The following is a 23,269-nucleotide window of genomic DNA, read 5'->3' on the forward strand; positions in this document are numbered from 1 at the left end:
CCGATCCGGGCTTTCAAAAGCAGTTGCAACAAGCGGGTTCAATAGCTTTAGGTCTTCGCCCTCACGCTGGTAGCCATTTGATATCTGTTTTGCCTCGAAAGCAACCGGCGGACGCGGGACTCGCGATGGGCGACCTGCGCGTCCGCCGGAAAGCCGGGCTGCTTCTCAATTGCAGTTCGTCGATACGCCAACGAGGTCGGCGCGTGCTTACGCGGCCACCAGGACCGGTTGCGCCGGCCGCCGGGTGATCATCAGTGACAGCACGGCAGCTATGATGCCGGTCAGGCCTGCGATCATGAAGGCCTGCAGATAATCGCCCTGGGCCGAGCGCATGAAGCCGGCAAAGAACGCGGCGCAGGCGGCGCCGAGCTGATGGCCTGCGACCACCCAGCCGAACACCAGCGGTGCGTTCTTGTCGCCGAACGCCTCGTTGGCGATGCGCACCGTCGGCGGCACGGTCGCGATCCAGTCGAGACCGTAGAACACCGCGAACACCGACAGGCTGACCAGCGAGAAGTCCGAGTAGGGCAGGTAGATCAGCGACACGCCGCGCAGCCCGTAATAGAAGAACAGCAGCTTGCGCGGATCGAAGCGGTCGGTGAGCCAGCCCGACAAGGTGGTGCCGAACAGGTCGAAGAATCCCATCAACGCGAGCAGGCTCGCCGCCTGCACCTCGACGATGCCATGGTCGCCGCAGAACGCGATCAGATGGGTGCCGACCAGGCCGTTGGTGGTGAAGCCGCAGATGAAGAAGGTGGCGAACAGGAACCAGAACGCCCGCGTCTTCGCGGCGCGCGCCAGGTTGCTGAATGCGGCGGTGAACGGGTTGCCCTGCGCCGGCGGTGCGGCATGATCCTCGTGCGTGCTGCCGAACGAGCGCAGCCCGACCGACGCCGGCCGTTCCGGCACCAGGAAATACACCAGCGGAATCAGCGCCGCGCAGCATGCGGCCACCGTCAGCACCACCGGCTGCCAGCCGCCCCATTCCACCAGCGCCGCGAGGCCCGGCATGAAGATCAGCGTGCCGGTCGCGGTCGACGCCGTCAAAAGCCCCATGACGAGCCCGCGATTGGTGGTGAACCAGCGATTGACGATGGTGGCGCCGAGCACGTTGGCGACCGCGCCCGAGCCGATGCCGGAGAGCAGTCCCCAGCTCATGAACAATTGCCACGGCGCGGTCATGAAGTAGCTCACGCCGGTCGAGGCCGACATCAGCACCAGCGCGCCCAGCACCGTGCGGCGGATGCCGAAGCGCTGCATCACGGCCGCGGCGAACGGGCCCGCGAGGCCATAGAGGAAGATGCCGACCGCGGCCGACGACGAGATCACGCCGACGTCCCAGCCGAAGGCCTGTTGCAAGGGCAGCATCAGCACGCCCGGCGTTGAACGCAGGCCGGCTGACGCGAGCAACGCGAGGAAGATCACGGCGACGACGACGAAGGCGTAGCTCTGGCCGAACGGCCGTCTGGACACAGGGGTAGCTTGAATGGATGGTTCTGGCATGTTACTTACCGGTACGTATTGCGATGCGGCATGTATACGTACCGGTCAGTAACATTGTCAAGCGTGCCGTATGCAAAATCGGGAGGGAGCCGTCATGAAGAAAGCTGTCGAGCCGTCTGCGGAACGCCCCGTGCGTGCCGCCGACCGGATCCGCGCGTCCGCGGCCGAGCTGTTCTATCGCGAGGGCATCCGCGCCGTCGGCGTCGACGAGGTGGTCGACCGGGCCGGCGTCACCAAGCCGAGCCTGTATCGCAGCTTCGCCTCCAAGGACGATCTCGCCGCCGCCTATATGCGCGACTATGAGGCGAACTTCTGGGAGAGTTTCGAGAAGCCCGGCGGAAAATCCTACAGTGATCCGCGCGAGCACGTGCTCGCCTATATCCGCGTGCTGTCGGCGCGCGCCGTGGCCGCAGGCTATCGCGGCTGCGGGCTCAGCAACGCGACCGTGGAATTTCCGTCGCGCGACAATCCCGCACGGCAGGTCGCCGAAGCGCACAAGAAGCTGTTTCGCAAGCGCCTGCGCGAGCTCGCCGCCGGCATGGGCGCGCGTCACCCCGCCGTGCTCGGCGACGCCCTGCTGCTGCTGATCGAAGGCATCTACGTCACCGGCCAGCAGTCGGAAGAGGGGCCGGCGCAGTCGGCGCTCGCGGTGGCGAAGCTCGTGATCGATGCGAGCGTGGCGAAGGCGTGAGGTGCAAGTCCCGTAGCCCGGGTGAGCGAAGCGATACCCGGGGAAGGCCCATCCCGCATATCGCTTGCGCTCATGCGGGCTACGATAGCTTGATCACCCCGCAAGCGCGCGAGCCGGCTTGAACCGTCACGCCTGCGGAGCCGCCTGCCGATTCAAGACCAGCGTCGGAACACCAGGCTGGCGTTGACGCCGCCAAATCCAAAGCCGTTCGAAATCGCGTGTTCGATGGCGGTTCGCCGCGCCACGTTCGCGACGAGGTCGATGCCCTCGGCGGCCGGATCGGCGTTCTCCAGGTTGAGGGTGGGCGGCGCCACCTGATCGCGCAGCGCCAGCACCGTGAAGATCGCCTCGACGCCGCCGGCCGCGCCGAGCAGATGTCCTGTCGCTGACTTGGTCGCGCTGACGGCAACGCTTCCCTCGCGCCCGAACACGCGCTTGATGGCCGCGAGTTCAGAGAGATCGCCGACCGGCGTCGAGGTCGAATGCGCGTTGAGATGCTGGATCTGGTCGGGCCGCAGCCCGGCCTGCCGCAGCGCCGCCTCCATCGCGCGGGCGGCACCGTCGCCATCCTCGGGACCCGCGGTAATGTGATAGGCATCCGCCGTCGTGCCGTAGCCGATGAGCTCGGCGATCGGCCTCGCGCCGCGCCGCAGCGCGTGGTCGAGCTCCTCGATGACGAGCACGCCCGCGCCTTCGCCCATCACAAAACCGTCCCGGTCGCGATCGAACGGCCGCGACGCCCGCGCCGGCGTGTCGTTGAACGACGTCGACAGCGCCCGCGCCGCCGCAAAGCCGCCAAGGCTCACCGGATCGATGCAGGCCTCCGCGCCGCCGCAGATCGCGACATCCGCTTCGCCCGACCTGATCAGGCGCGCGCCATCGCCGATCGCCTGCACGCTCGCCGCGCAAGCGGTCACCGGCGCGCCGATCGGCCCCTTGAAGCCGTAGCGGATCGTGATGTGTCCGGCCGCGAGATTGGCCAGGAAGGACGGAATGGTGAACGGCGACAGCCGGCGCAGCCCGCTTGTCTCCGCGGTGCGCACGGCGTCCGCGATCGCGGGAAACCCGCCGATCCCGGACGCGATCACGGTCGCGGTGCGCGCTTGCGCATGCGCCTCGGCCGGCATCCAGCCGGCCTGCGCCACCGCCTCGCTTGCGGCCAGCAGCGCGAACAGGATGAACCGGTCCATCTTCTTCTGGTCCTTGCGCGGCGCCGCGAGATCGGGATCGAAGCCGCCCTCGGCATCCTCGGCCTTGTCAGGGACCTGTCCTGCGACGCGCGCCGGCAGCGCGGCCGCCCACGCCGGCAATGCGCCAAGCCCGGACCGCCCCGCAAGCAGCCTCGACCAGACCAGTTCGGTGCCACAGCCCAGCGGAGACACCGTCCCCAGGCCCGTCACAACAATTCGACGCATGGTTCTCCTGTCGTGGTCTTGCCGGCGTGGCCGGAACTCGAAACTGCCAAGGCGGCGGGTCTATGTTATATGATGGTTGTCATGTATTATCTCGCCCCACCGGACGTCAAGGCGTCAGGCAGATACCTCATAGGCCTTGGAAGCTCGCCCGCCAGCGAATCGACGGACGGTGATGCGACAGTTGCGACCCTGTGAATAAGCGGGATAAGCGGGAAATGCGCCGCCAATACCCGCTCCGCGTGTCATCCTGCAGTTCTTTCGAATCACGTCTGAATGACTGCGAGGATTGCTAGCCTATGAAGTATCGAGAACTACCGTGGAAGCGCAATTTCAAGAAGGCTTCGCCTTCGATCATGAGCCAGTTGAGCGCCCTGAAGGGTGAAGTCTTCCACGTTGGTGTAACCAAGACGCTCACAGCAGCGGAGATTTCGGCAACTCCGCTCAAGTTGCTGAAGATCGGCTCAACCGCAGGCTCGGTTTCGGAGACTATTCCTTCCGAAGACATGGGCCCATACTCAGACCGCAATCGGAACGGATGGCAAGTGGTTCGGCGCGACCTGCCGAAGATCAAAAAATCGTTCTATTGGGAAACGCCCAATTTTGGCGACGCAGCCACCTATGGAACGCATCTCCATGAGTCGAAACGGGAAGTTTTTCAACGAGAGATTCACGAGGCGAGAAGCTATTCGATTTCGACGCACGTACTACGCACAGACCCAAGTGGCGGCATAGTCGTGCATTTGCGGATTAAAGAGGACTTGGATAAGTCGAGCGCGAAATTGGGGGACGAACTGCTCTTCATGCTTAATTTGCTTCAGGAAAATTGCGGAGCTATCGGCGTGGTGAGCAGCGACACGCCTATCGCTGAGTATATCAAGACGATCGCGTTAGACTGGGAGATATTTCCACCGGGCAATGCTGGGGAGGTTGCTGAGAGGTTGTTGAGGGGAAGAGCGTCAAGCGCTGCGGCGCGCGGAAAGATCGAGGAACGCATTCGCCTCTTCGCGAAACTCACACCGTTGGCTTATTTGCGAGGGTCTGGAGGATTCGGATCGTATATCGGTGCCAAATATGCGGATGATTTAGTCGTCTTTGAGAACGTCCAATACGGGAACGCGCTCTACCTGCTGTATGACGATTGGGAACAAGTCTCGAAAAGATCGCGAATTGATCTGCTTCACGGGACGGACAAGAAGTTTGATCGACTTCCGCATCGCGATGGATGGGAAGACGCTTTCGAGAAGATACTGCGTCGTGAAAAGCGGAAGAGAGGCCTGAAATAGGTTTCGAGTTGATGCGATAGCCGAACTGCTTACGGTGTAGCCCGCTCCGAGAATGGAAGTTAGGTGCACTGTCACCGCAACATCGAATCGTTCGTCGCTTTATTCGCTGGCGGGCGAAACGCGGTGGACGCAAGAGGCAGGCAAGTAGCGCTCAAAAGTCGTCCCGTTGCGATCCCGCCACGCGCAAACGAGGGCGCTCCGATTATTTTCCACGACCATCATAGTCGGGCCTCCGCTATTGAGTCTCACGAAACAGCCAATTCCAACGGGCCTGTCGCCAACGTTGAGGAACGTCTCAGTCGAACGAATTAGACGCAGGTTGCTTGCATTAATTCTTCGGTGATTTAGGGTCATTCTTCAACCTTAAGTAGGAGGAATTTCAGATGTCCAATTTCAAAGCTGGAGATACCGTCCGGCTCAAATCCGGTGGTCCGCTCATGACAGTTACGGTGATCCAGACCGATGGTGATTTGTGGTGTGAATGGTTCGACAAGAGCGACAAACCGCAAGCCAAATCATTTTCGCCCCACAGCGTTGTTGAAGACGATGGCGGCCCAGTTATTGGCTGAATCAAGAATGCGGCGCCGAATTGCGGCGACAGTGCGCTCAATTGATGCCTGATACCATTGCTTGCATCGTAGTCACCCTGCGTCGTCCGTATCGTCAATCCCCGACTAGCCGCACAGCGTTAGCGAGCGCGGCAACGCCGCGCGGGGAGCATTTCGAGAATGGAAGTTAGGTGCACTGTCACCATAGACTCCGGTTTGGCTGCCGGCGGCTTGGGCTCAGAGTTATAAGTGACCACCGAGGTAGAGGAGAGGATGTGTGGTAACGGAGGAGGAAAACAGGGCACGGCGCGAGCGGGCGTATCGCCACGTAGGTCAACTCATCGACGGGATTGTTGCTCAGGCGTGTGTGCGACACTATTTCGCCACAACGCAAGAACATCAGTTCACGAGCAAGATCGCAGACCGCCTCGAAAGCGAACTTAACAACCTCAAGGTATTTGGCGTGAGCGTGTCGGTTCATGCTCAGGATTTTCCGGACAAGGGGCGCGGAAGTTGGGAGAAACCTTCAGGTGCGGACGTTTACATCTCGGTCGTGATGAATGCCGCCGGCCATACCATCAATAAAGGGATGACTATCCAATCGAAGTGGGATGACTCGACCGACTACGCCGGCCTCGCCGAGCAGGTGGGCAAGATGAAGAAGCGGACGAAGTCTTCCTACGTATGGGTCTATGGGCCTTCCAGCATTGCGGTTGTGCCCTCCGGCGACGTGCATGGCGGCAGACTGGATTTCTCTCGTGCGATGACCGTCGGCACGCTCATTACCGAGGCTCTTCGATGCCATGAAGCGGACCCGCGTTTGGGCCTCAATCTCGCTTTGCCGATCCCGAATGCTCTTACCGCGATGATGGAGCAGCTAACCGTTCCCAATGGGTTGAGCCTGACCCTCACGGACGGCCCCGTCTAATGCTGTCGGAAGCGCAATTGCTCGGAATGACCATGGAGCAACGCGCGGATGCCGCAAAGATCGCAGTATGGCGGGGCTGCAAGAAATTACTAAAACGCGATCTCTTGCTTCTCGCGATAGGCGCGCATGAGCAGGCGATCTGTCATCGGCTCGCGGTATATCTTGAGACGTTTTCCGCCTTGAATGTTGACTGCGAATATAACCGACAGCGTGTGCATCCGAAGTCTATACGGGACGGACGGATCAAGCCGGACATCCTCATTCACAAGCGGATGGACAACCGCTTCAATATCATGGTCCTGGAAGCCAAAGCAGGTGCCGCCACTTCATTGCGCGACAAGCAGAAACTCGAAGCGATGTTGGAGATTCGCGGGATGTATCGCTACGCGCTCGGCGTGTATCTCCATGTGGAAAACCAGCGCAAGCGTGTACTGGAGACGGGCAAAGTTCCGGCTAAACCTGCGTTGGCATGGCACTGACGACGCTTACGAGATGGCGCGCGATGTTCCTGAGAATATTTTACATGAAATAGCCGCGCAACCGGACTAGTTGGATGCGCCATCTTCTTTCTGACCTCGGGCTACGATTTTGAGCGTTCCGTCCGGAAGCAGGTGCAGCCGCGGTTCCTCGGGCGGAGCGGTCAGCCAGGTTTCAATGGCGTCATAGTTGCGGTGAGTGCACTCAATTGACGCCTGATACGATTATTTCGCATCCTACTCGTCGCCTCGCTCGTGTCGTCATCCCCGACTAGCCGCACCGCGTTACCCGGTGTGGCATCGCCGCGTTGACCATTCCTAGAATGCAAATTAGGTCTACTGTCACCGTAACCGCATGTGGTTGAAGTTGATTCAGAGGGTGCTTCGTCGACGCGGTTTGCACGCTCTCAGGTTGCAGAAAACATTGTACACCCTGTCCGGGCGGCTTGATTTCTGGGAATATTCTAGCGAAGGTTCCAAGTTGAGGCCCGACATGGGAAAAGATCGCCATGTCGCAACGGCTTGGGCGCGTGACTTTTGAAGGTGCGACATGAGCAGCTGGTGCGACAAATTGGGATCGACCCCAGCAGCCGGGGTAACGCTAAGCACGCACTTCGTGACAGCCTTGCGGCTGCTCGACGCCTTCGCACCAATTCTCGACCTGCACGAGGAGCGAACCAGGGCGGCTTTCACGGTTGATGAAGCCGATAACTTCTCGGTCACGTTCAATACTAATGACGGCTACAAATATGGCGCCGACCACCGGCGGGTTCATGTGACCTTCAATCACCGAATGCGTGCCAAGAATGTGAGCGGTGGTGCACCGATCATGGAGATGCTTTCGGAACCCCTACCATACACCCAGCTGCTGCCGAAGACCCTTGCGAAGCTGACGGAAGCTGCTCTGCTAATCCCCAAGCGTGAAAGCCGAACGATTAGTCGCGTTGGCATTGTCTCCACTACTGTAGTGTCGGAAGACATCGTGCCACCCGGCATAGCCAGGATGCTGAGTTGGATGGGCAAGCCATGGGGTAAATTGACCGACGGATTTAGCATTCAGTTGACGGCCGAGATCGATCGCAAGCCGGGATGGACGGACCGTTGTGCTCATACTCTGTTGCGGACCGAACATGCGGAGGATTTGCTCACCTTGGTCTTCGACTTTCAGCGAACCTACAACATCGAAAAGCCGGTGCAGCAGGCCGCAATGAGCGAAATCTTTGGAGAGACCGAAAGAGCGGCCCTAAGATACTTCGAAGATTTGGCAGAAGGAAATCGTTTCGATGAGATCGATGTCGGCCACAAGGCTGGTTAACAGCTATGAGCTTGATGAAACGGGCGCCGCTCCAGCAGCTGATGGGGCCGTTCCGACGGGCTCGGCCAGTACGAGCAACACGGGTAGCACGGTAGCGAACATCCGTCTGCCCAACTTTGATTACGGGGAGGCCGCAGTAGCGTCGCGTATCGCCGGCCGGAGAAACGCGGCGCGAATTAGCGAGAGCGACCACGATGCACTTCTGATAGAGCGGCAGGTGTTACTCAACAAGCATTTTGCTGGCGAGATCACCAAAAAGGAGCACAATCGTCTCGAATACGTTCGATGGCAACTCGACAGGATTGAGGATGCCCTTTATGGCGACGCTGCTGATTTTCTGGAAGGAGCCATCGAACGATACGAGAGGCTATCTAAAGACATGAAGGATCTGACCTCTCAGCTCTCCGAAATGGGGAAGGCAAAGCGCTAGATGACGACGCTTCCTGCGGCGAAGAAGCCATCGGAGTTGGTGGTCCGCTCGGCCAATGTACCGAAGCTTAGCGATTATCGAGAATACAAGCCGTACCTTCGGCGCGACTTCCTGCATTCTTGCGCATATTGCACGATGTCTGAAGCTGAAGCGCTCGCAATAAGGTTCACCATCGACCACTATGAGCCCCAGCGTGCTCGAAGCGATCTGGTGAATGACTACGGCAACCTCATGTACTGCTGTAACGAGTGCAATATACGCAAAGGAGATCGCACCCCGCCGGCCGACGCCAGAGCAAAAGGCATTAAGTTCTTTCGCCCAGACACTGATTTCTTTGAGGACCATTTCACTCTAAATGGTATTCGGCTCGATCCGGCATCGCCAGCTGGCGACTACAGCATACATGCTCTTGACCTGAATCGTGCGATGTTACGCAAGCTGCGGGATCTCCGGCAGCGCGAGAAACTTGCTCGCGAGGCCGTCGCTGCCGGAGTGCGCGCATTGCGAGGGGTCTCGATCGATCGTCTCCCGAAGAGCATTCGTGGGCGAGCCGCCGTAGCGATGGCTCAAGCCGAAAAGGCAGCGAGCGATCTTGCTCGAGAAATAGAAGACTTACTTTGCGAGCATGCCGGATCTCCGCTCATAGATCTCCCGGAAGAGCCCGATGAACAAAAAGCGCGAACTCAACGCCTAAAGGACCTGCAGGCGATGATTCCAGGCGCTTGGCGCGCAAGAGACGCCTAACGTTGGCTTTGGGCCGGATCATTCGTCCATCGCCAGCGGAAGATTTCAAGTAGCCAAAAGCCTCGCAAACACGAGATCACCAGCACTGGATTAAAGCTCGGATGGGGGTGAACAACGAATTCCCACCCCCCATCGCCCGGTTCCCGGTAAATATGGCACTCCGGCCGCCAACTTGTTAATCGCGGAACGGTCACTAGAACCTCCCATTTTCTGGGTCGCGCCAGACCCGATGAGTACAGTGAAATGGATACGCTCTGATGACGTCAGCCGTCTTCACTGGCGTAGAGCCTTGATCGTCGACCGTCGTCGTCAGGCCGACGAGCTGGGCTGCAACATTTTCAGGATGCGATGGGTCGAATTTTGCGTAGCGATGAAGCCGACCGCTTAGCACGCCAGACCGAAACAATGGGCCACTTGCTCGGACGATGTCCGACGCGCCGTGGTGAGCCGCGCCGCGAAGATGTGAATCGACAAGCTGACGAAGCAGACGTGGCGCAACTAGGTTTTGGTTTCGCTTTCTTTCTTGGAGCGGACCGCAGTGAGTTCTATTTGTACTTCGCCGCTTTCTCTTCGAGCTTCTGATGGGATTTCAGCCGACGCCCTACCTAGCGGATTGATCCGTCGCCTGTTCCTCTTTGGCTGCGCGCTCTTCGCCGCACCCAATCACTTAATCCCTCCCAGCAGCTTCCGCACGCCCCCCAACAACGCCCGTATCTCCCTCCGCTCTTCGATCGCATCCCGGGTGAATAGGCCGTGCTTGCGCGCGTTCCGGTTTGCCCTTGGCGCGCCGGATCCCTTGGCGCCGCCGTGCATGCGGCAGCGTGTCTTTCCGTGCACCGCCGGCGCGCGGCACGCGCCGCCGGTGCGGGTCTTGGCGCCGCAGCGCCGGCTCGCCCGCATCGGGCCGGTGGTTTTGGTGTGACCGCTCATGCCTCAGCGTCCTGCCTTGCATCGGCGGCATCATGCCGTTGCCTGGCGCCCGCGGGCCTCAGTGCCCGCGCCGCGGCGGCCGGGGTCTGGTCGGAGACGATCACTCTCGCATGCTGGGTGATGGTGCCGACGATGGCGTTGCCGCCGTCCTCCACCTTCACGTTCTGCACGGTGATGGCGGGTTCGCGCTGGCTGCGATAACGATTCAGCGCGTCGATCTGGGCGGGGAACGTGCGGGTGAGCCGGCCGAGCGCCCGCGCGGCGCTGTCGTGCTGGGCGAGGTCGTCGGCATGCGCGAGGTGATGGGCGCAGCGCATCGCCATCACGTGCACCGACACCATCTGCGCCACCAGCATGGCCTCGACGGAATCCCGCGGGCCAATGCTCTTCACCATCGAGATCATGAAGGCGAGGTTGACCTCGCAGGGCTTGCCGCCGCTCACGCTGGCCTTGACCAATTGCCGCAGGATGCCGTCCATCGCGTCGCGATCGGCGGCGCCCAGCGCGTTCGCCATCAGCGCTTCGCCGAGCTTCCGGTCGGGATGGTCGATCGCGAATCCGCGCCGCGAGAGTTTTATGCGCGGGGTCGCGGTGGCGTGGTTCTGGCCGGTTGCGGCGGCCGTGGTCGGCACGGTGATGTCAGGTGCAGTCGTCATGTCGATGGTCCTTGGGGCGCGCGTGGCACGCGTGCAGGCGATCGCTCGCTGCGGCAGCCGGTGCGATGTCGATTGTGGGGAGGGGTTTTGGTCGCAAGCGCAATCGTCGCGCCCGCTGTTGCGGGGCGAGGGGCGCTTGCACGATTTCGGAATATTGGAAAACTACCCCTGAGTTGCCCGACGTGTCAAGTTGACTCATCAAGCGCAAGGCAGCCGCCGGCTACTGTGCATGGGGTTGTTTTCGATATTTTGGCGGCGCGGCGCTGCGGGGGATCCGAAGTCGGCTCCCTCTCCCGCTTGCGGGGGAGGGCTGGGGTGGGGGCTCTCCCCGCGAGTCATATCGTGGAGAGAGCCCCCACCCGCCGCGCGCTGGGCGCGCGTCGGCCTCCCCCGCAAGCGGGAGAGGCGAAGAGAGCCCGCGGACGATCTGCGCAGACGTCATGTGCAAATTGCCGCGTTGCGCCGGGGGCGCTCGCCCCCGTCCCGCTATGCCGGCAAGGCACGGGGCGATAACCGGCCGGCGGGTATCGCGGGCCGATTGGATCACTATACTGGCCGGAACGTTGCGACCCAGGCGCGGCCTCGCCGCCGGCCCGCGGATGAAGGACATTCGATGAGCGAAACCATTGGCTACCCCGATCCCGGCCTCGATCTGTCCGATGGTTTCAAGCCGCATACCTCGCATTGGGGCGTGTTCTCGGCGCGGCTCGGCCAAGCGGGCCTCGAAGTCCGGCCCTATGGCGGCGATCCCGATCCGAGCGGCATCATCAACAACTTCCCCGGCGCGCTGCGCCACCAGGCGCGCATCGCCCAGCCCGCGATCCGCCGCGGCTGGCTCGAACGCGGGCCCGGGCCCGACGACCGTCGCGGCCGCGATGAATTCGTCTCCGTGAGCTGGGAAAGGGCGATCGACCTGCTCGGCGGCGAGCTCGCGCGTGTCCGCGACACGGTCGGCCCGGGCGCGGTGTTCGGCGGCTCCTATGGCTGGTCGAGCGCGGGCCGCTTCCACCACGCGCAGAGCCAGGTGCATCGTTTTCTCAACATCGCGCTCGGCGGCTATGTGCGTTCGGTGAACTCCTATTCCTCCGGCGCGTCCTCGGTGCTGCTGCCGCAGATTCTGACCGGCTACGAGGACATCACCAAGCGCAACGTCACCTGGGAGCAGATCGCAGCCGAGACCGACATCGTGTTGGCGTTCGGCGGCATGGCGCTGAAGAACTCGATGGTCGCGGGCGGCTCGATCAGCAAGCATGTCGAGCGCGGCGCCATGGCAGCGGCGCAGCGGCGCGGCTGCGAGTTCATCCTGGTCAGCCCGCTGCGCGACGATCTGCCGGTCGAGGCCGGCGCCGAATGGATGACCGCATTGCCCGGCACCGACACCGCGCTGATGCTCGGCATCGTCCACACGCTTGTCAGCGAAGGCCTGCACGACCAGGCCTTCCTCGATCGCTACACCGAGGGCTGGCCGGTGTTTTTGCGCTATCTCATCGGCGAGAGCGACGGTGTGCCCAAGAGCGCCGAATGGGCTGCGGCGATCTGCGGCATCGACACTGAGGCGATCAGGACGCTGGCGCGCCGGCTTGCCGGGCGGCGCGCGCTGATCACCGTCTCGCATTCATTGCAGCGTGCCGAGCATGGCGAGCAGCCGGTGTGGATGGGCATGGTGCTGGCGGCAGCGCTCGGCCAGATCGGCCTGCCCGGCGGCGGCTATGCCTATTCGCTCGGCGCGATCGGCTATTACGGGCGCCGCGTCAATGCGGTGCCGGGACCTACGCTGGGGCAGGGCCGCAACGGCGTCGCCGACTTCATTCCGGTGGCGCGCATCGCCGACATGCTGCTCAATCCCGGCACCATTTATCGCTACAATGGCGAGACGCGGACCTATCCGGATATCCGCCTCGTCTATTGGGCCGGCGGCAATCCGTTCCACCATCACCAGGACCTCAACCGCCTGCGCAAGGCCTTTGCGCGGCTCGATACGCTGGTGGTGCATGAGCTCGCCTGGACCGCGACCGCGCGCCACGCCGATATCGTGCTGCCCGCGACGATGACGCTGGAGCGCGAAGACATCGGCTATTCCAGCAACGATCCGCTGATGGTCGCCATGCACCGCATCGCCGAGCCGTTCGGCCTCGCGCGCGACGACTTCGACATCTTCGCCGATCTCGCCGACCGGCTCGGGGCCCGCGAACCCTTCACCGAGGGGCGCACCTCGCGGCAATGGCTGGCGCATCTCTACGAGCCGACCCGCAAGGCCCTCGCCGCGCGCGGGCTCGAGGCCCCTCACTTCGAGGAATTCTGGGAGCGCGGCAGCCTGGTCGTGCCGCAACATCTCGACGACGGCGGCTCGCTGCGCCGTTTTCGCGAAGACCCGGTGGCGCGGCCGTTGCCGACGCCGAGCGGCCGCATCGAGATCTTCTCGCAGAAGATCGCAGGTCACGGCGATGCGGACTGCCCGGGCCATCCGGTCTGGCTCGCGAAGACCGACACGCCGACGCCGGGCGCGCCGTGCTTCCTCGTCGCCAACCAGCCGGTGACGCGCCTGCACAGCCAGCTCGATTTCGGCGGCCATTCGCAAGAGGCCAAGCATCGCGGCCGCGAGGTCGCGCGCATGAACCCGCGCGACGCGAAAGCGCGCGGCATCACTGAGGGCGACATCATCCGCATCTTCAACGCGCGCGGCGCCTGCCTTGCCGCGGTGCATGTCACCGACGGCATCGCGCCCGGCGTGGTGCAACTGCCGACCGGCGCCTGGTACGATCCGATGGACCCCGACGACGAGGCGCCGCTCTGCGTGCATGGCAATCCCAACGTGCTGACCCGCGACATCGGCACGTCGTCCTTCGCGCAGGGCTGCACCGGCCAGCTCACCACCGTCGAGGTGGAGCGGTTCAACGGCAATCTGCCGCCAATCCGGGCGTTCGATCCGGCGTAGTTTCATCGCCGGATCACGAACAAATCATCGGCGGGCGCTGGATGGCGCCGAGCCGTTCGGCTACGGCATCACGGATCACCTCTGACCTTGCGGATCTCCTGTAATGCATCTGAAAGCCCTGTTTCATTTTGCCGTCGCCGCAACCGTCGCGCTCGCTTCGTCCAGCGCCTTGGCGCAATCGGCCGCCGAGCCGGCATACGGACCGGAATTGCAGGGCTTCGATTATCCCTATCCGGTCGAGCATTATCGCTTCAGCTCGCAGGGGCAGGAGCTCGACATGGCCTATCTCGACGTCAAGCCGGCGACGCCGAACGGCCAGACCGCGGTGCTGCTGCATGGCAAGAATTTCTGCGCCGCGACCTGGGACGGCACCATCAAGGCGCTCAGCGGCGCCGGCTATCGCGTGATCGCGATGGACCAGATCGGCTTCTGCAAATCCAGTAAGCCGGAGCGCTATCAGTTCACGTTCCAGCAGCTCGCCGGCAACAGCCGCGCGCTGCTGGCTTCGCTTGGGATCGAACACGCGATCATGGTCGGCCACTCGACCGGCGGCATGCTGGCGATGCGCTATGCCCTGATGTATCCGGAGGCCACCGACCACCTGGTGCTGGTCGATCCGATCGGGCTCGAGGACTGGAAGACCAGGGGCGTGCCGTGGCTCAGCCTCGACGGCTGGATGCAACGCGAAACCCGCGTCACCGCCGACAGCATCCGCGCCTATGAACGCGCCACTTACTATGCCGACACCTGGGATCCGTCCTACGAGACGTGGGTGCAGATGCTGGCCGGCATGTATCGCGGGAAGGGCCGCGCCGCGGTGGCGTCGAGCTCGGCGCGGCTCTACGACATGATCGCGACCCAGCCGGTGTTCTACGAGTTCGAGCAGATCAAGCCGCCGACGCTGCTGTTTGTCGGCGACAAGGACACCACCGCGATCGGCAAGGACACCGCGCCGCCGGAGATCCGCAAGACGCTCGGCAATTATCCGGTGCTGGGCAAGGCGGCCGCGAAGCGGATACCGCATGCGCAGCTGATCGAATTCCCCGACCTCGGCCATTCGCCGCAGATCCAGGCGCCGGCGCGCTTCCACGAGGCGCTGCTCGGCTGGTTGCAGCATCCGGAAACCGGCGCGATGCTGGTCAAGTAGCAACGGCGAGACAAGCGGGCGACATCATGACGACAGCCGAGATGGTCAGCGTGTTCACGGTCGATGGGCAGGGCGGCAATCTCTGTCCGATCGTGGTCGATGCAAGCGGCATGAGCGCGTCCGAGATGCAGGACGTCGCGCGCCGCCATGGTCACGAGTCCGGCTTCGTATTGCCGGCGCAGAGCGACGATTTCGACGCCACGTTCCGCTTCTTCGTTCCGAACCACGAAATGGAGATGTGCGGCCACGCAACCATCGGCGCGCTCTGGCTGCTGGCGCGCCATGGCAAGCTGCCCGGCGATACGATCCGGATCTCGACGCGCAGCGGCCCCGTGACCGGCTTCATCAGCCGGGATCGCAACGGCGAGCCAAGTGTCGAGATCACCCAGCCGGCGGGAAAAACCGTTCCGCTCACTGATGCGCAACGCGATGACGTGCTTCGAGCGCTCGCGGTCGAGCCGGATGCGATCGGCGGGGCCGCGCCCTGCAATGCGGTCACATCGCGGATCAAGACCCTGATCCCGATGCTCTCTCCGGAAGCGCTGAATGCGCTGGATCCCGTGGCCGATGCCGTCGAAGCGGTGTGCGGCCGGATCGGATCGACCGGGCTCTATCCGTTCGCGGTGATCGACCGCGAGGCGCGCCTGTTCGAGGCGCGGCAATTCCCGCGCTCGTCCGGTTATCGCGAGGATGCCGCGACCGGCATCGCGGCCGCGGCGCTCGCATTCGGGTTGCTTGATAGCGGCCTGGTCGCTCCCAACGACGACGAGATTCGAATCCTGCAGGGCCGGGCGATGGGGCGTCTGTCGGAGATCCGCGTCCGCATCGGCTTCGCCGGCGGCCGTGCGGTCGGTTGCCTGCTCGGCGGCAATGTCGTGCTGATGGCCGCGCCGTCACACTGAATGAGCTAGCTCGATTCCGCGGCGCGCTTGGCCCGCTCCCGCGCGCTGGCGTGCACCGGCGACGATTTCCGAGCACCGGGGCCCGGATGCACATGGACCGCCTTCGCGCTCAGCGGCTCGCCGCATTCCGAGCAGACCATGACAGGGTCGAACATCTTCCCGCAGGTCTTGTGTTCGTGCAGCAACGGCCGGCCGCGTGCATCGACCATGTGGATGTTGCCCCAGTGCACGATCGACATGATGATCGGATAGAGGTCGAGACCCTTCTGCGTCAGGATGTATTCGTAGCGCTTCGGCGCCTCCTGATAGGGAATCTTGCGCAGCACGCCGAAGCGCACCAGCTTCTTCAGCCGGTCGGCGAGCAGATGCCGGGTGATTCCGAGCGATGCCTGGAAGTCATCGAACCTGCGGATGCGCAGGAAACATTCGCGCAGGATCAACAGGCTCCAGCGGTCGCCGATCACAGCGACGGTGCGGGCCAGCGAGCACGGCTCCTCCTCGAGGGTATCCCATTTCATCGGCGTCTCCTGCGATCTGCAACGGCATCGCACACAAAATTCTAAAACAGAACTGACGTCATTTCAATAGGATGCCTACGCAGAGCCTGCCGCTCGGTCATTGGATGACAAATATCATATTGACAGTTCTAAAATAGAACTTATGGTCCGGACCACGATCAACCGGCGGCAACAGGCGATTGCCGCCCATCGAAGGGAAGGGCGTTCCATGGCTGCTCCGCTCAGGGTCGAATTCCATTTCGATTTCGGAAGCCCCAACGCCTATCTCGCCGAGCTCGCGCTGCCCGGGATCGAGAGGCGCACCGGGGTCAAGTTCGACTACATCCCGGTGCTGCTCGGCGGCGTCTACAAGGCGACCGGCAACATGTCGCCCGGCGAATCGCTGCGCGGCATCAAGAACAAGCCCGAATACAACGCGCTCGAGACCGAGCGCTTCCTGCGCCGCCATAACGTCACGAAGTTCGCCATGAACCCGTTCTTTCCGGTCAACACGCTGGCGCTGATGCGCGGCGCGGTGGCCGCGCAGTTCGAGGGCGTGTTCGAGTCCTATTTCCGGGCGGCCTACACCCACATGTGGGTTGAACCCAAGAAGATGGACGACCCGCAGGTGTTCCGCGAGGCATTCCTGTCCTCGGGTATCGACATCGATCGTCTCATCGCCCGCGCCCAGCAGGACGACGTCAAGAAGAAACTGATCGACAACACCAGCGACGCGGTCGCGCGCGGCTCGTTCGGATCGCCGACGTTCTATGTCGGCAACGAGATCTTCTTCGGCAAGGACAAGGTGCGCGAGGTCGAGGAAGAGATCGTCGCGCAGCTGGCTGCGGGGCAGCGCAAGACCGCCTGAGCGGAAATTCCTCAACACAAGCCCGAAGGGCAGCGACAGGGAGGTTTGAGTGCAGGCGCCGATCCGGATTATCGAGGGAAGTGTGGAAGGCTTGCCGAACCGCCTCCACGAGGTGATCGATCACCACGTCGCGGCGACGCCGGATCATCCGGCGCTGATCGACGACAAGGGGCGGCTGACCTATCGCGAGCTCGATCGAACGGTCGGCCGCGTCGCCGAGGCATTGCAGGCGCTGGGCATCCGCGCCGGCGACCGCATGATGATCGTGAGCGAGAATTCGATTCCGCTGGCCTGCCTGCTGCTGGCGGCGAGCCGGCTCGATGTCTGGTCAATCGTGGTCAATCCGAGGCTGTCGCCGCGGGAGCTGGATCAGATCAGGGATCACAGCGGCGCCCGCCGCGTGCTGCTGACTGCCGACGTGTCGCAAGAAGCGGCCACCCATGCCGCGCGCTATGAGGCTGTTGTGCAGGATGTCGGCCCGCTCCGCGGCGTTGCCGTCACCGGCCTGAACTTAGCGACCACGGCCGAGCCGGTCGAGGCCGACGGCGCAAACCAGGTCGCGGTCCTGATCTACACGTCCGGCACCACCGGTACGCCGAAGGGCGTGATGCTGACCCATCGCAATCTGCTGTTCAGCGCCCGCGGCACCGCCGGCTTCCGCAAGATGGCGGCCGACGACGTGCAATATTGCGTGCTGCCGATCTCGCATATCGTCGGCATCTCGCTGCTGACGATGACCTTGATGGTCGGCGCCACCGTGCGGCTGGTCGCCAAATACGACCCGGCCGCGCTGGTCAAGGCGATGGCCGAGGAGGGCATCACGATCCTGAACGGAGTGCCCGCCACCTACCAGCGCCTGCTCGAATACCGGCGCAATGCCGGCCTGCCGAGGCTCGATCGCGGCCGGTTGCGGGTGATCTCGGTGGCCGGTGCGCCACTCGATCTCGATCTCAAATCCCGGGTCGAGCAGGAGCTCGACCTGCCGCTGCTCAATGGCTATGGCATCACCGAATGCTCGCCCGGCATCTCGGGCGTCCGGCCCGATAATCCGCGGGCCGACCATGCGGTCGGCACGGTGATGCCGGGGTTGGAGGCAAAGCTGGTCGGTCGCGATCTGAAGCCGGTTGCATCGGGTGAAGTCGGCGAGCTGCATGTCCGCGGCCCGAACGTGATGCGCGGCTATTACCGCGCGCCTGATCTGACCGCAAAGGCGATCGACCCCGACGGCTGGTTCAACACCGGCGACCTGGCCCGCTTCGAGAATGAGGTCCTCTACATCGTCGGGCGCACCAAGGAGATGATCATCCGCTCCGGGTTCAACGTCTATCCGGCCGAGATCGAGGCGGTGCTGAGCACGCACGACGCCGTTGTGCAGTGCGCCGTGGTCGGCCGGCCGGTCGCGGGCAATGAGGAAATCATTGCGTTTGTGCAGCTGATCAAGGGTTCGACGGCCACCGTGCAGGACCTGATGGCCCATATTGCCCCGCAACTCACCTCGTACAAGCGCCCGTCCGAGATTATCCTGATGGACGTGCTGCCCGCGACATCGACGGGCAAGCTGCTGAAGCACAAGCTCGCGGAGTCGCTGCGCAGCTGAGGCTGAGCCGCCGTGTCGTCCGCAACATCGTTCACTCGAACAAGACCGGAGTACACCATGCAGAAGAGAAACAAGACGGTCGCCGTCATTGGTGCCGGTGATTTCATCGGCGGCGAGATCGCCAAGAAATTCGCCTCCGAAGGCTTCACGGTCTTCGCCGGCCGCCGCAACGGCGACAAGCTCGCGCCGCTGGTCAAGGAGATCGAGGCCGCCGGCGGCGAGATCCATGCGCGTTCACTCGATGCGCGCAAGGAGGAGGAGATCACGGCGTTCCTCAACGACGCAGACAAGCATGCGCCGCTGGAGGTCTGCATCTTCAACATCGGCGCGAACGTCAATTTCCCGATCCTGGAGACCACCGAGCGCGTGTTCCGCAAGGTCTGGGAGATGGCCTGCTACTCCGGCTTCCTGGCGGGGCGCGAGGCGGCGCGGCTGATGACGGCGCGCGGCGAGGGCAACATCTTCTTCACCGGCGCGACCGCGTCGCTGCGCGGCGGCAGCGGTTATGCGGCCTTTGCCAGCGCCAAGTTCGGCCTGCGCGCCGTGGCGCAGGCGATGGCGCGCGAGCTCGGGCCGAAGAACATCCATGTCGCGCATCTGATTATTGATTCCGGCGTCGATACCGAATGGGTACGGCAGCGCCGCATCGAGGCGCTCGGCCCGAACGCGCTCGACAATCCCGATCTGTTGATGCCGCCGGCTTCAGTCGCAACGTCCTACTGGCAGCTCTACCAGCAGCCGAAGAGTGCCTGGACCTTCGAGCTCGAAATCCGGCCCTTCGGCGAGAAGTGGTAGGGAGCACGGCAGATGGAGCTCGCGCTCTCTCCTGAAGACGCGGCGTTTCGCGACGAAGTCCGCGCCTTCATCAAGGACAATTATCCGGCGGAGATGCGCGTCCCCAATCCGGAGACCGACCTCTCCAAGGAGCAGATGCTGCTGTGGCATCGCATCCTGCACGAGAAGGGCTGGATCGCGCCGCTCTGGCCCAAGGAATATGGCGGACCCGGCTGGTCGATCACCCGCCGCTTCATCTTCGAGCAGGAGACGACGCGCGCCGGCACGATGCCGCCGCTGGCCTTCAGCGTCACCATGGTTGGCCCCGTCATCTACACCTTCGGCAACGCGGCGCAGAAGGCGAAATTCCTGCCGCGCATTCTGTCCGGCGAGGATTGGTGGTGCCAGGGTTATTCGGAGCCGGGTTCCGGCTCCGATCTCGCCACCGTCCGCACCAAGGCAGTGCGCGACGGCGATCACTACATCGTCAACGGGCACAAGACCTGGACCACGCTGGCGCAGCACGCCGACTGGATCTTCTGCCTGGTTCGCACCGATCCGGCCGCCAAGCCGCAATCCGGCATCTCGTTTCTCTTGATCGACATGAAGTCGCCGGGGGTGACGGTGCGCCCGATCATCACCATCGACGGCTCGCACGAGGTCAACGACGTCTTCCTGGAGAACGTCCGCGTCCCCGCCGAGAACCTGATCGGTGAGGAGAACAAAGGCTGGACCTACGCCAAATTCCTGCTCGGCAATGAGCGCACCAGCATGGCCGGCATCGGCCGCTCGACGCGCTACATCGCGCGGCTGAAGAAGATCGTGAAGGCCGAGATCCCGGAAGACGATCCGGCGCATCTCGAATTCATCCGGGATATCGCCCGCGTCGAGCTCGACGTGCTGGCGCTGGAAGCGACCGAGCTTCGGGTCGTCGCCCAGATGGCGCGCGGCATCGATCCGGGGCCGGCGGCCTCGCTGTTCAAGATCCGCGGCACCGAGATCTTCCAGGATATCACCGAGCTGACCCATCGGGCGATCGGCAATGACGGGCTTGCGATCCGCGAGCATCCGGTCAGCGCCAATCACTTCATGCCGGGGCCGGACTACGGCCACACGGCGTCGGAGAAATATCTCAACTCGCGCAAGCTCTCGATCTACGGCGGATCGAACGAGATCCAGCGCAACATCATCGCCAAGGCGGTGCTTGGTCTCTAGAGCATGATGCTCAAACAAGGCGTTGGAGCGCATCGCAGCGCGCTTCAGCAGCAGCGGCACGAGAGGATCGGATGGATATCCAGTTCACGGAAGAGCAGGAATTGTTGCGGTCCAGCGTGCAGCGGCTGCTTCGCGACAATTATGGTTTCGACGCGCGCCGCAAGATCGTCGCGAGCGAGGACGGCTTCAGCCGCAAGCATTGGGCCGAGTTCGCCGACCTTGGTCTGGTCGCCGCGCCGTTCTCCGAGGCCGCCGGCGGGCTCGGCGGCGGGCCGCTGTCGACCATGATCATCATGCAGGAGTTCGGCCGCCATCTCGTGGTCGAGCCGTTCGTCGAGACTGTTGTCGTTGCGGGTGGCTTGCTCGAGCAGGCAGGCTCCGGCGCCCAGAAGCAGGCCTACATCGCCGACATCATCGCTGGATCGAAGCTCTGGGCGCTGGCGTGGACCGAGAGGGGCTCGCGCTTCGATCTTGCCACCGTCACCACGACAGCGCGCCGGGACGGCAACGATTATGTCCTCACCGGCGAGAAGACGGCGGTGCTGGCGGCACCCTGGGCAGATTATCTGATCGTCTCCGCCCGCACCTCGGGCCATCGTCACGATCGCGGCGGCGTCAGCCTGTTCGTGGTCGATCGCCGCGCCGCCAATCTCGATCTGCAGAGCTTCAAGACGATCGATGGCCGCCGGGCGGCCGAGATCAGCCTGCGCGGCGTACGCGGCGAACTGCTCGGCCGGGAAGGCGAGGGCGTCGCCGCGCTAGAGGCCTGCCGCAACCGGGCGATCGGCGCACTCTGTGCCGAGGCGGTCGGCGCGATCGGCGAGCTGAACGACGCGACACTCGACTATTCCAAGACCCGCAAGCAGTTCGGCGTCACGATCGGCAGCTTCCAGGTGCTGCAGCACCGGATGGTCGACATGTTCATTGCGCATCAGGAGGCGCTGTCCCTGATGCAGCACCTCAGCCTCAGTCTCAGCGACGACGAGGCCGGCATCTCCCGGCTGGCCTCGGGCGCCAAGTCCAAGATCGGCTATGCCGGCAAGTTCGTGGCCGACCAGGCGGTGCAGCTGCACGGCGGCATGGGCATGACCGACGAGCTCAATGTCGGCCACTACTTCAAGCGGATTTCCTCCATCAACATCCAGTTCGGCGATCCCGCCTATCACGTGCTGCGTTTCGCGCAGCTCGACGCGGTCGCATAAGCCAGAGAGGCAAGCATGTCACAGGATGCAGTCATCGTTTCCACCGCGCGCACCGGCGTCGGCAAGGCCTATCGCGGCGCGCTCAACAACACCGACGGCCCGACCCTGGCCGGCCATGTGATGGCCGAAGCCGTCAAGCGCGCCGGCATTGCGCCCGGCGAGGTCGAGGACGTGGTGATGGGCTGCGCCATGCAGCAGGGCACCATGGTGATGAACGTTGCGCGCAAGGGCGCGATCCGCGCCGGGCTTCCCGTCACGGTTGCCGGCACCACGATCGACCGGCAATGCGCCTCCGGGCTGCAGGCGATCGCGGTCGCCGCCCGCTCGGTGATGCTAGACGGCGTCGAGATCGCGATCGGCGGCGGCATCGAATCGATCAGCCTGGTGCAGAACGAGCACATGAACCGGTTCCATGCCGTCGACGACGAGCTGATGGCGATGAAGCCCGAGATGTACATGTCGATGCTGGAGACGGCGGAAGTGGTCGCCGAGCGCTACGGGATCGGCCGCGACAAGCAGGACGAGTACAGCCTGGAATGCCAGCGCCGCGTCGGCGCCGCGTTGCAGGGCGGTCGCTTCAATGAGGAGATCGTGCCGTTCACGACCAAAATGGCCGTGGTCAACAGGGACACCAAGGAAGTCAGCTTCCAGCAGGTGACGCTGGCGAAGGATGAAGGCCCGCGGCCGGATACCACGGCCGACGGCCTCGCCAAGATCAAGCCGGTGTTCGAGGGCAAGACCATCAGCGCCGGCAATGCCAGCCAGCTCTCGGACGGCGCCTCGGCCTGCGTGATCATGAGCGACAAGATCGCCGCGCAGAAGGGGCTGAAGCCGCTCGGCATCTTCCGTGGCTTCGTCGCTGCCGGCGTCGAGCCGGACGAGATGGGCGTCGGCCCGGTCGCGGCGATCCCGCGGCTGTTGAAGCGGCACGGTCTCAAGATCGACGACATCGATCTCTGGGAGCTCAACGAGGCCTACGCGGTGCAGGTGATCTATTGCCGCGACAAGCTCGGCATCGATCCGGACAAGCTGAACGTCAATGGCGGCTCGATCGCGATCGGCCATCCCTATGGCATGACCGGCGCGCGGCTCACCGGCCACCTCCTGATCGAGGGCCGGCGGCGCAAGGCAAAATACGGCGTGGTGACCATGTGCATCGGCGGCGGCATGGGCGCGGCCGGCCTGTTTGAAATCGTCCACTGACCGGAAACGC

22 protein-coding genes and 1 pseudogene are annotated in these 23,269 nt (G+C 63.4%); 17 read left to right on the forward strand and 6 right to left on the reverse strand.

What is annotated here, in order from left to right; translation table 11 throughout:
• Positions 1 to 207: 207 nt before the first annotated feature.
• Positions 208 to 1,503 (reverse strand): MFS transporter, encoded by a 1,296-nt coding sequence (locus tag AAFG07_RS07870; protein ID WP_342726755.1) that lies wholly within the window; start codon positions 1,501 to 1,503, stop codon positions 208 to 210.
• A gap of 94 nt (positions 1,504 to 1,597) precedes the next feature.
• Here AAFG07_RS07870 and AAFG07_RS07875 point away from each other — a divergent pair, with 94 nt between their 5' ends.
• Positions 1,598 to 2,194, forward strand: a complete 597-nt coding sequence (locus AAFG07_RS07875; protein WP_342726756.1) for a TetR/AcrR family transcriptional regulator — start codon at positions 1,598 to 1,600, stop codon at positions 2,192 to 2,194.
• A 152-nt stretch (positions 2,195 to 2,346) separates the two neighbouring features.
• On the opposite strand, the gene fabF is transcribed toward AAFG07_RS07875, so the two are convergent.
• Positions 2,347 to 3,609, reverse strand: coding sequence for a beta-ketoacyl-ACP synthase II (gene fabF, locus AAFG07_RS07880; RefSeq protein ID WP_342726757.1), 1,263 nt, complete (start codon positions 3,607 to 3,609; stop codon positions 2,347 to 2,349).
• A gap of 296 nt (positions 3,610 to 3,905) precedes the next feature.
• Here fabF and AAFG07_RS07885 point away from each other — a divergent pair, with 296 nt between their 5' ends.
• From AAFG07_RS07885 to AAFG07_RS07900, 4 genes are all read left to right on the forward strand, one after another.
• Entirely contained in the window at positions 3,906 to 4,892 is a 987-nt protein-coding gene (locus tag AAFG07_RS07885) for a hypothetical protein (protein ID WP_342726758.1), read from the forward strand.
• A 383-nt stretch (positions 4,893 to 5,275) separates the two neighbouring features.
• Positions 5,276 to 5,461 (forward strand): DUF2158 domain-containing protein, encoded by a 186-nt coding sequence (locus tag AAFG07_RS07890; RefSeq protein WP_342726759.1) that lies wholly within the window; start codon positions 5,276 to 5,278, stop codon positions 5,459 to 5,461.
• A gap of 256 nt (positions 5,462 to 5,717) precedes the next feature.
• Complete coding sequence (locus tag AAFG07_RS07895; RefSeq protein WP_342726760.1) at positions 5,718 to 6,368, forward strand: hypothetical protein; 651 nt, start codon at positions 5,718 to 5,720, stop codon at positions 6,366 to 6,368.
• Positions 6,368 to 6,847, forward strand: coding sequence for a hypothetical protein (locus AAFG07_RS07900; RefSeq protein WP_342726761.1), 480 nt, complete (start codon positions 6,368 to 6,370; stop codon positions 6,845 to 6,847). The genes AAFG07_RS07895 and AAFG07_RS07900 overlap by 1 nt, the downstream gene beginning before the upstream one ends.
• 66 nt (positions 6,848 to 6,913) lie before the next feature.
• Here AAFG07_RS07900 and AAFG07_RS07905 read toward each other — a convergent pair.
• Positions 6,914 to 7,030 (reverse strand): annotated as a pseudogene (locus AAFG07_RS07905) (SOS response-associated peptidase); the annotation flags it as partial.
• 364 nt (positions 7,031 to 7,394) lie between these two features.
• Here AAFG07_RS07905 and AAFG07_RS07910 point away from each other — a divergent pair.
• Genes AAFG07_RS07910 through AAFG07_RS07920 form a run of 3 tightly spaced genes read left to right on the forward strand, consistent with a single transcriptional unit; the run spans position 7,395 to position 9,333 of the window.
• Entirely contained in the window at positions 7,395 to 8,159 is a 765-nt protein-coding gene (locus tag AAFG07_RS07910; RefSeq protein ID WP_342726762.1) for a hypothetical protein, read from the forward strand.
• Entirely contained in the window at positions 8,128 to 8,589 is a 462-nt protein-coding gene (locus AAFG07_RS07915; protein WP_342726763.1) for a hypothetical protein, read from the forward strand. The genes AAFG07_RS07910 and AAFG07_RS07915 overlap by 32 nt, the downstream gene beginning before the upstream one ends.
• Positions 8,590 to 9,333 carry an HNH endonuclease gene (locus AAFG07_RS07920; protein WP_342726764.1) on the forward strand — a complete coding sequence of 248 codons (744 nt, stop codon included), beginning with the start codon at positions 8,590 to 8,592 and terminating at the stop codon, positions 9,331 to 9,333.
• Positions 9,334 to 9,996: 663 nt separating this feature from the next.
• Here the strand turns inward: AAFG07_RS07920 and AAFG07_RS07925 are convergent.
• Together AAFG07_RS07925 and AAFG07_RS07930 are read right to left on the reverse strand one after the other, a co-directional pair.
• Positions 9,997 to 10,263, reverse strand: a complete 267-nt coding sequence (locus AAFG07_RS07925) for an HGGxSTG domain-containing protein (RefSeq protein WP_342726765.1) — start codon at positions 10,261 to 10,263, stop codon at positions 9,997 to 9,999.
• On the reverse strand, positions 10,260 to 10,919 hold the full coding sequence (locus AAFG07_RS07930; protein ID WP_342726766.1) for a hypothetical protein: 660 nt from the start codon (positions 10,917 to 10,919) through the stop codon (positions 10,260 to 10,262). Before AAFG07_RS07930 ends, AAFG07_RS07925 begins: the two co-directional genes overlap by 4 nt.
• A gap of 613 nt (positions 10,920 to 11,532) precedes the next feature.
• On the opposite strand from AAFG07_RS07930, the gene AAFG07_RS07935 reads away from it, so the two are divergent.
• The 3 genes from AAFG07_RS07935 (at position 11,533) to AAFG07_RS07945 (ending at position 15,903) form a co-directional block, all read left to right on the forward strand.
• Positions 11,533 to 13,854: a molybdopterin guanine dinucleotide-containing S/N-oxide reductase gene (locus AAFG07_RS07935; RefSeq protein WP_342726767.1), complete on the forward strand. Its 2,322-nt coding sequence runs from the start codon at positions 11,533 to 11,535 to the stop codon at positions 13,852 to 13,854.
• A gap of 103 nt (positions 13,855 to 13,957) precedes the next feature.
• Positions 13,958 to 15,001: an alpha/beta hydrolase gene (locus tag AAFG07_RS07940; protein ID WP_342726768.1), complete on the forward strand. Its 1,044-nt coding sequence runs from the start codon at positions 13,958 to 13,960 to the stop codon at positions 14,999 to 15,001.
• A gap of 26 nt (positions 15,002 to 15,027) precedes the next feature.
• Positions 15,028 to 15,903, forward strand: coding sequence for a PhzF family phenazine biosynthesis isomerase (locus tag AAFG07_RS07945; protein WP_342726769.1), 876 nt, complete (start codon positions 15,028 to 15,030; stop codon positions 15,901 to 15,903).
• A 5-nt stretch (positions 15,904 to 15,908) separates the two neighbouring features.
• Here the strand turns inward: AAFG07_RS07945 and AAFG07_RS07950 are convergent, their stop codons facing one another.
• Positions 15,909 to 16,421, reverse strand: a complete 513-nt coding sequence (locus AAFG07_RS07950) for a helix-turn-helix domain-containing protein (protein WP_342726770.1) — start codon at positions 16,419 to 16,421, stop codon at positions 15,909 to 15,911.
• A 208-nt stretch (positions 16,422 to 16,629) separates the two neighbouring features.
• Here AAFG07_RS07950 and AAFG07_RS07955 point away from each other — a divergent pair, with 208 nt between their 5' ends.
• From AAFG07_RS07955 to AAFG07_RS07980, 6 genes are all read left to right on the forward strand, one after another.
• Positions 16,630 to 17,268: a 2-hydroxychromene-2-carboxylate isomerase gene (locus AAFG07_RS07955; RefSeq protein ID WP_342726771.1), complete on the forward strand. Its 639-nt coding sequence runs from the start codon at positions 16,630 to 16,632 to the stop codon at positions 17,266 to 17,268.
• A 49-nt stretch (positions 17,269 to 17,317) separates the two neighbouring features.
• On the forward strand, positions 17,318 to 18,865 hold the full coding sequence (locus tag AAFG07_RS07960) for a class I adenylate-forming enzyme family protein (protein ID WP_342726772.1): 1,548 nt from the start codon (positions 17,318 to 17,320) through the stop codon (positions 18,863 to 18,865).
• Positions 18,866 to 18,922: 57 nt separating this feature from the next.
• On the forward strand, positions 18,923 to 19,660 hold the full coding sequence (locus AAFG07_RS07965; RefSeq protein WP_342726773.1) for an SDR family oxidoreductase: 738 nt from the start codon (positions 18,923 to 18,925) through the stop codon (positions 19,658 to 19,660).
• A 12-nt stretch (positions 19,661 to 19,672) separates the two neighbouring features.
• Positions 19,673 to 20,854 (forward strand): acyl-CoA dehydrogenase family protein, encoded by a 1,182-nt coding sequence (locus AAFG07_RS07970; RefSeq protein WP_342726774.1) that lies wholly within the window; start codon positions 19,673 to 19,675, stop codon positions 20,852 to 20,854.
• Between the two features lie 71 nt (positions 20,855 to 20,925).
• A complete protein-coding gene (locus AAFG07_RS07975; protein WP_342726775.1) occupies positions 20,926 to 22,056 on the forward strand; it encodes an acyl-CoA dehydrogenase family protein in 1,131 nt (376 codons plus the stop codon).
• A 15-nt stretch (positions 22,057 to 22,071) separates the two neighbouring features.
• Complete coding sequence (locus AAFG07_RS07980) at positions 22,072 to 23,259, forward strand: acetyl-CoA C-acyltransferase (protein WP_342726776.1); 1,188 nt, start codon at positions 22,072 to 22,074, stop codon at positions 23,257 to 23,259.
• The last annotated feature ends 10 nt before the right edge of the window (positions 23,260 to 23,269 follow it).

Source organism: Bradyrhizobium sp. B097 (assembly GCF_038957035.1).
In the GTDB taxonomy this organism is placed as follows: domain Bacteria; phylum Pseudomonadota; class Alphaproteobacteria; order Rhizobiales; family Xanthobacteraceae; genus Bradyrhizobium.

What these genes read in the sequence shown, in the direction of transcription:
- AAFG07_RS07970 (WP_342726774.1), top strand. Translation starts at nt 19,673, where the DNA reads ATGGAGCTCGCGCTCTCTCCTGAAGACGCGGCGTTTCGCGACGAAGTC.
- fabF (WP_342726757.1), bottom strand. Translation starts at nt 3,609, where the DNA reads ATGCGTCGAATTGTTGTGACGGGCCTGGGGACGGTGTCTCCGCTGGGC.
- AAFG07_RS07975 (WP_342726775.1), top strand. Translation starts at nt 20,926, where the DNA reads ATGGATATCCAGTTCACGGAAGAGCAGGAATTGTTGCGGTCCAGCGTG.
- AAFG07_RS07930 (WP_342726766.1), bottom strand. Translation starts at nt 10,919, where the DNA reads ATGACGACTGCACCTGACATCACCGTGCCGACCACGGCCGCCGCAACC.
- AAFG07_RS07965 (WP_342726773.1), top strand. Translation starts at nt 18,923, where the DNA reads ATGCAGAAGAGAAACAAGACGGTCGCCGTCATTGGTGCCGGTGATTTC.
- AAFG07_RS07910 (WP_342726762.1), top strand. Translation starts at nt 7,395, where the DNA reads ATGAGCAGCTGGTGCGACAAATTGGGATCGACCCCAGCAGCCGGGGTA.
- AAFG07_RS07955 (WP_342726771.1), top strand. Translation starts at nt 16,630, where the DNA reads ATGGCTGCTCCGCTCAGGGTCGAATTCCATTTCGATTTCGGAAGCCCC.
- AAFG07_RS07940 (WP_342726768.1), top strand. Translation starts at nt 13,958, where the DNA reads ATGCATCTGAAAGCCCTGTTTCATTTTGCCGTCGCCGCAACCGTCGCG.
- AAFG07_RS07885 (WP_342726758.1), top strand. Translation starts at nt 3,906, where the DNA reads ATGAAGTATCGAGAACTACCGTGGAAGCGCAATTTCAAGAAGGCTTCG.
- AAFG07_RS07945 (WP_342726769.1), top strand. Translation starts at nt 15,028, where the DNA reads ATGACGACAGCCGAGATGGTCAGCGTGTTCACGGTCGATGGGCAGGGC.
- AAFG07_RS07915 (WP_342726763.1), top strand. Translation starts at nt 8,128, where the DNA reads ATGAGATCGATGTCGGCCACAAGGCTGGTTAACAGCTATGAGCTTGAT.
- AAFG07_RS07980 (WP_342726776.1), top strand. Translation starts at nt 22,072, where the DNA reads ATGTCACAGGATGCAGTCATCGTTTCCACCGCGCGCACCGGCGTCGGC.
- AAFG07_RS07950 (WP_342726770.1), bottom strand. Translation starts at nt 16,421, where the DNA reads ATGAAATGGGATACCCTCGAGGAGGAGCCGTGCTCGCTGGCCCGCACC.
- AAFG07_RS07920 (WP_342726764.1), top strand. Translation starts at nt 8,590, where the DNA reads ATGACGACGCTTCCTGCGGCGAAGAAGCCATCGGAGTTGGTGGTCCGC.
- AAFG07_RS07870 (WP_342726755.1), bottom strand. Translation starts at nt 1,503, where the DNA reads ATGCCAGAACCATCCATTCAAGCTACCCCTGTGTCCAGACGGCCGTTC.
- AAFG07_RS07935 (WP_342726767.1), top strand. Translation starts at nt 11,533, where the DNA reads ATGAGCGAAACCATTGGCTACCCCGATCCCGGCCTCGATCTGTCCGAT.
- AAFG07_RS07900 (WP_342726761.1), top strand. Translation starts at nt 6,368, where the DNA reads ATGCTGTCGGAAGCGCAATTGCTCGGAATGACCATGGAGCAACGCGCG.
- AAFG07_RS07875 (WP_342726756.1), top strand. Translation starts at nt 1,598, where the DNA reads ATGAAGAAAGCTGTCGAGCCGTCTGCGGAACGCCCCGTGCGTGCCGCC.
- AAFG07_RS07890 (WP_342726759.1), top strand. Translation starts at nt 5,276, where the DNA reads ATGTCCAATTTCAAAGCTGGAGATACCGTCCGGCTCAAATCCGGTGGT.
- AAFG07_RS07925 (WP_342726765.1), bottom strand. Translation starts at nt 10,263, where the DNA reads ATGAGCGGTCACACCAAAACCACCGGCCCGATGCGGGCGAGCCGGCGC.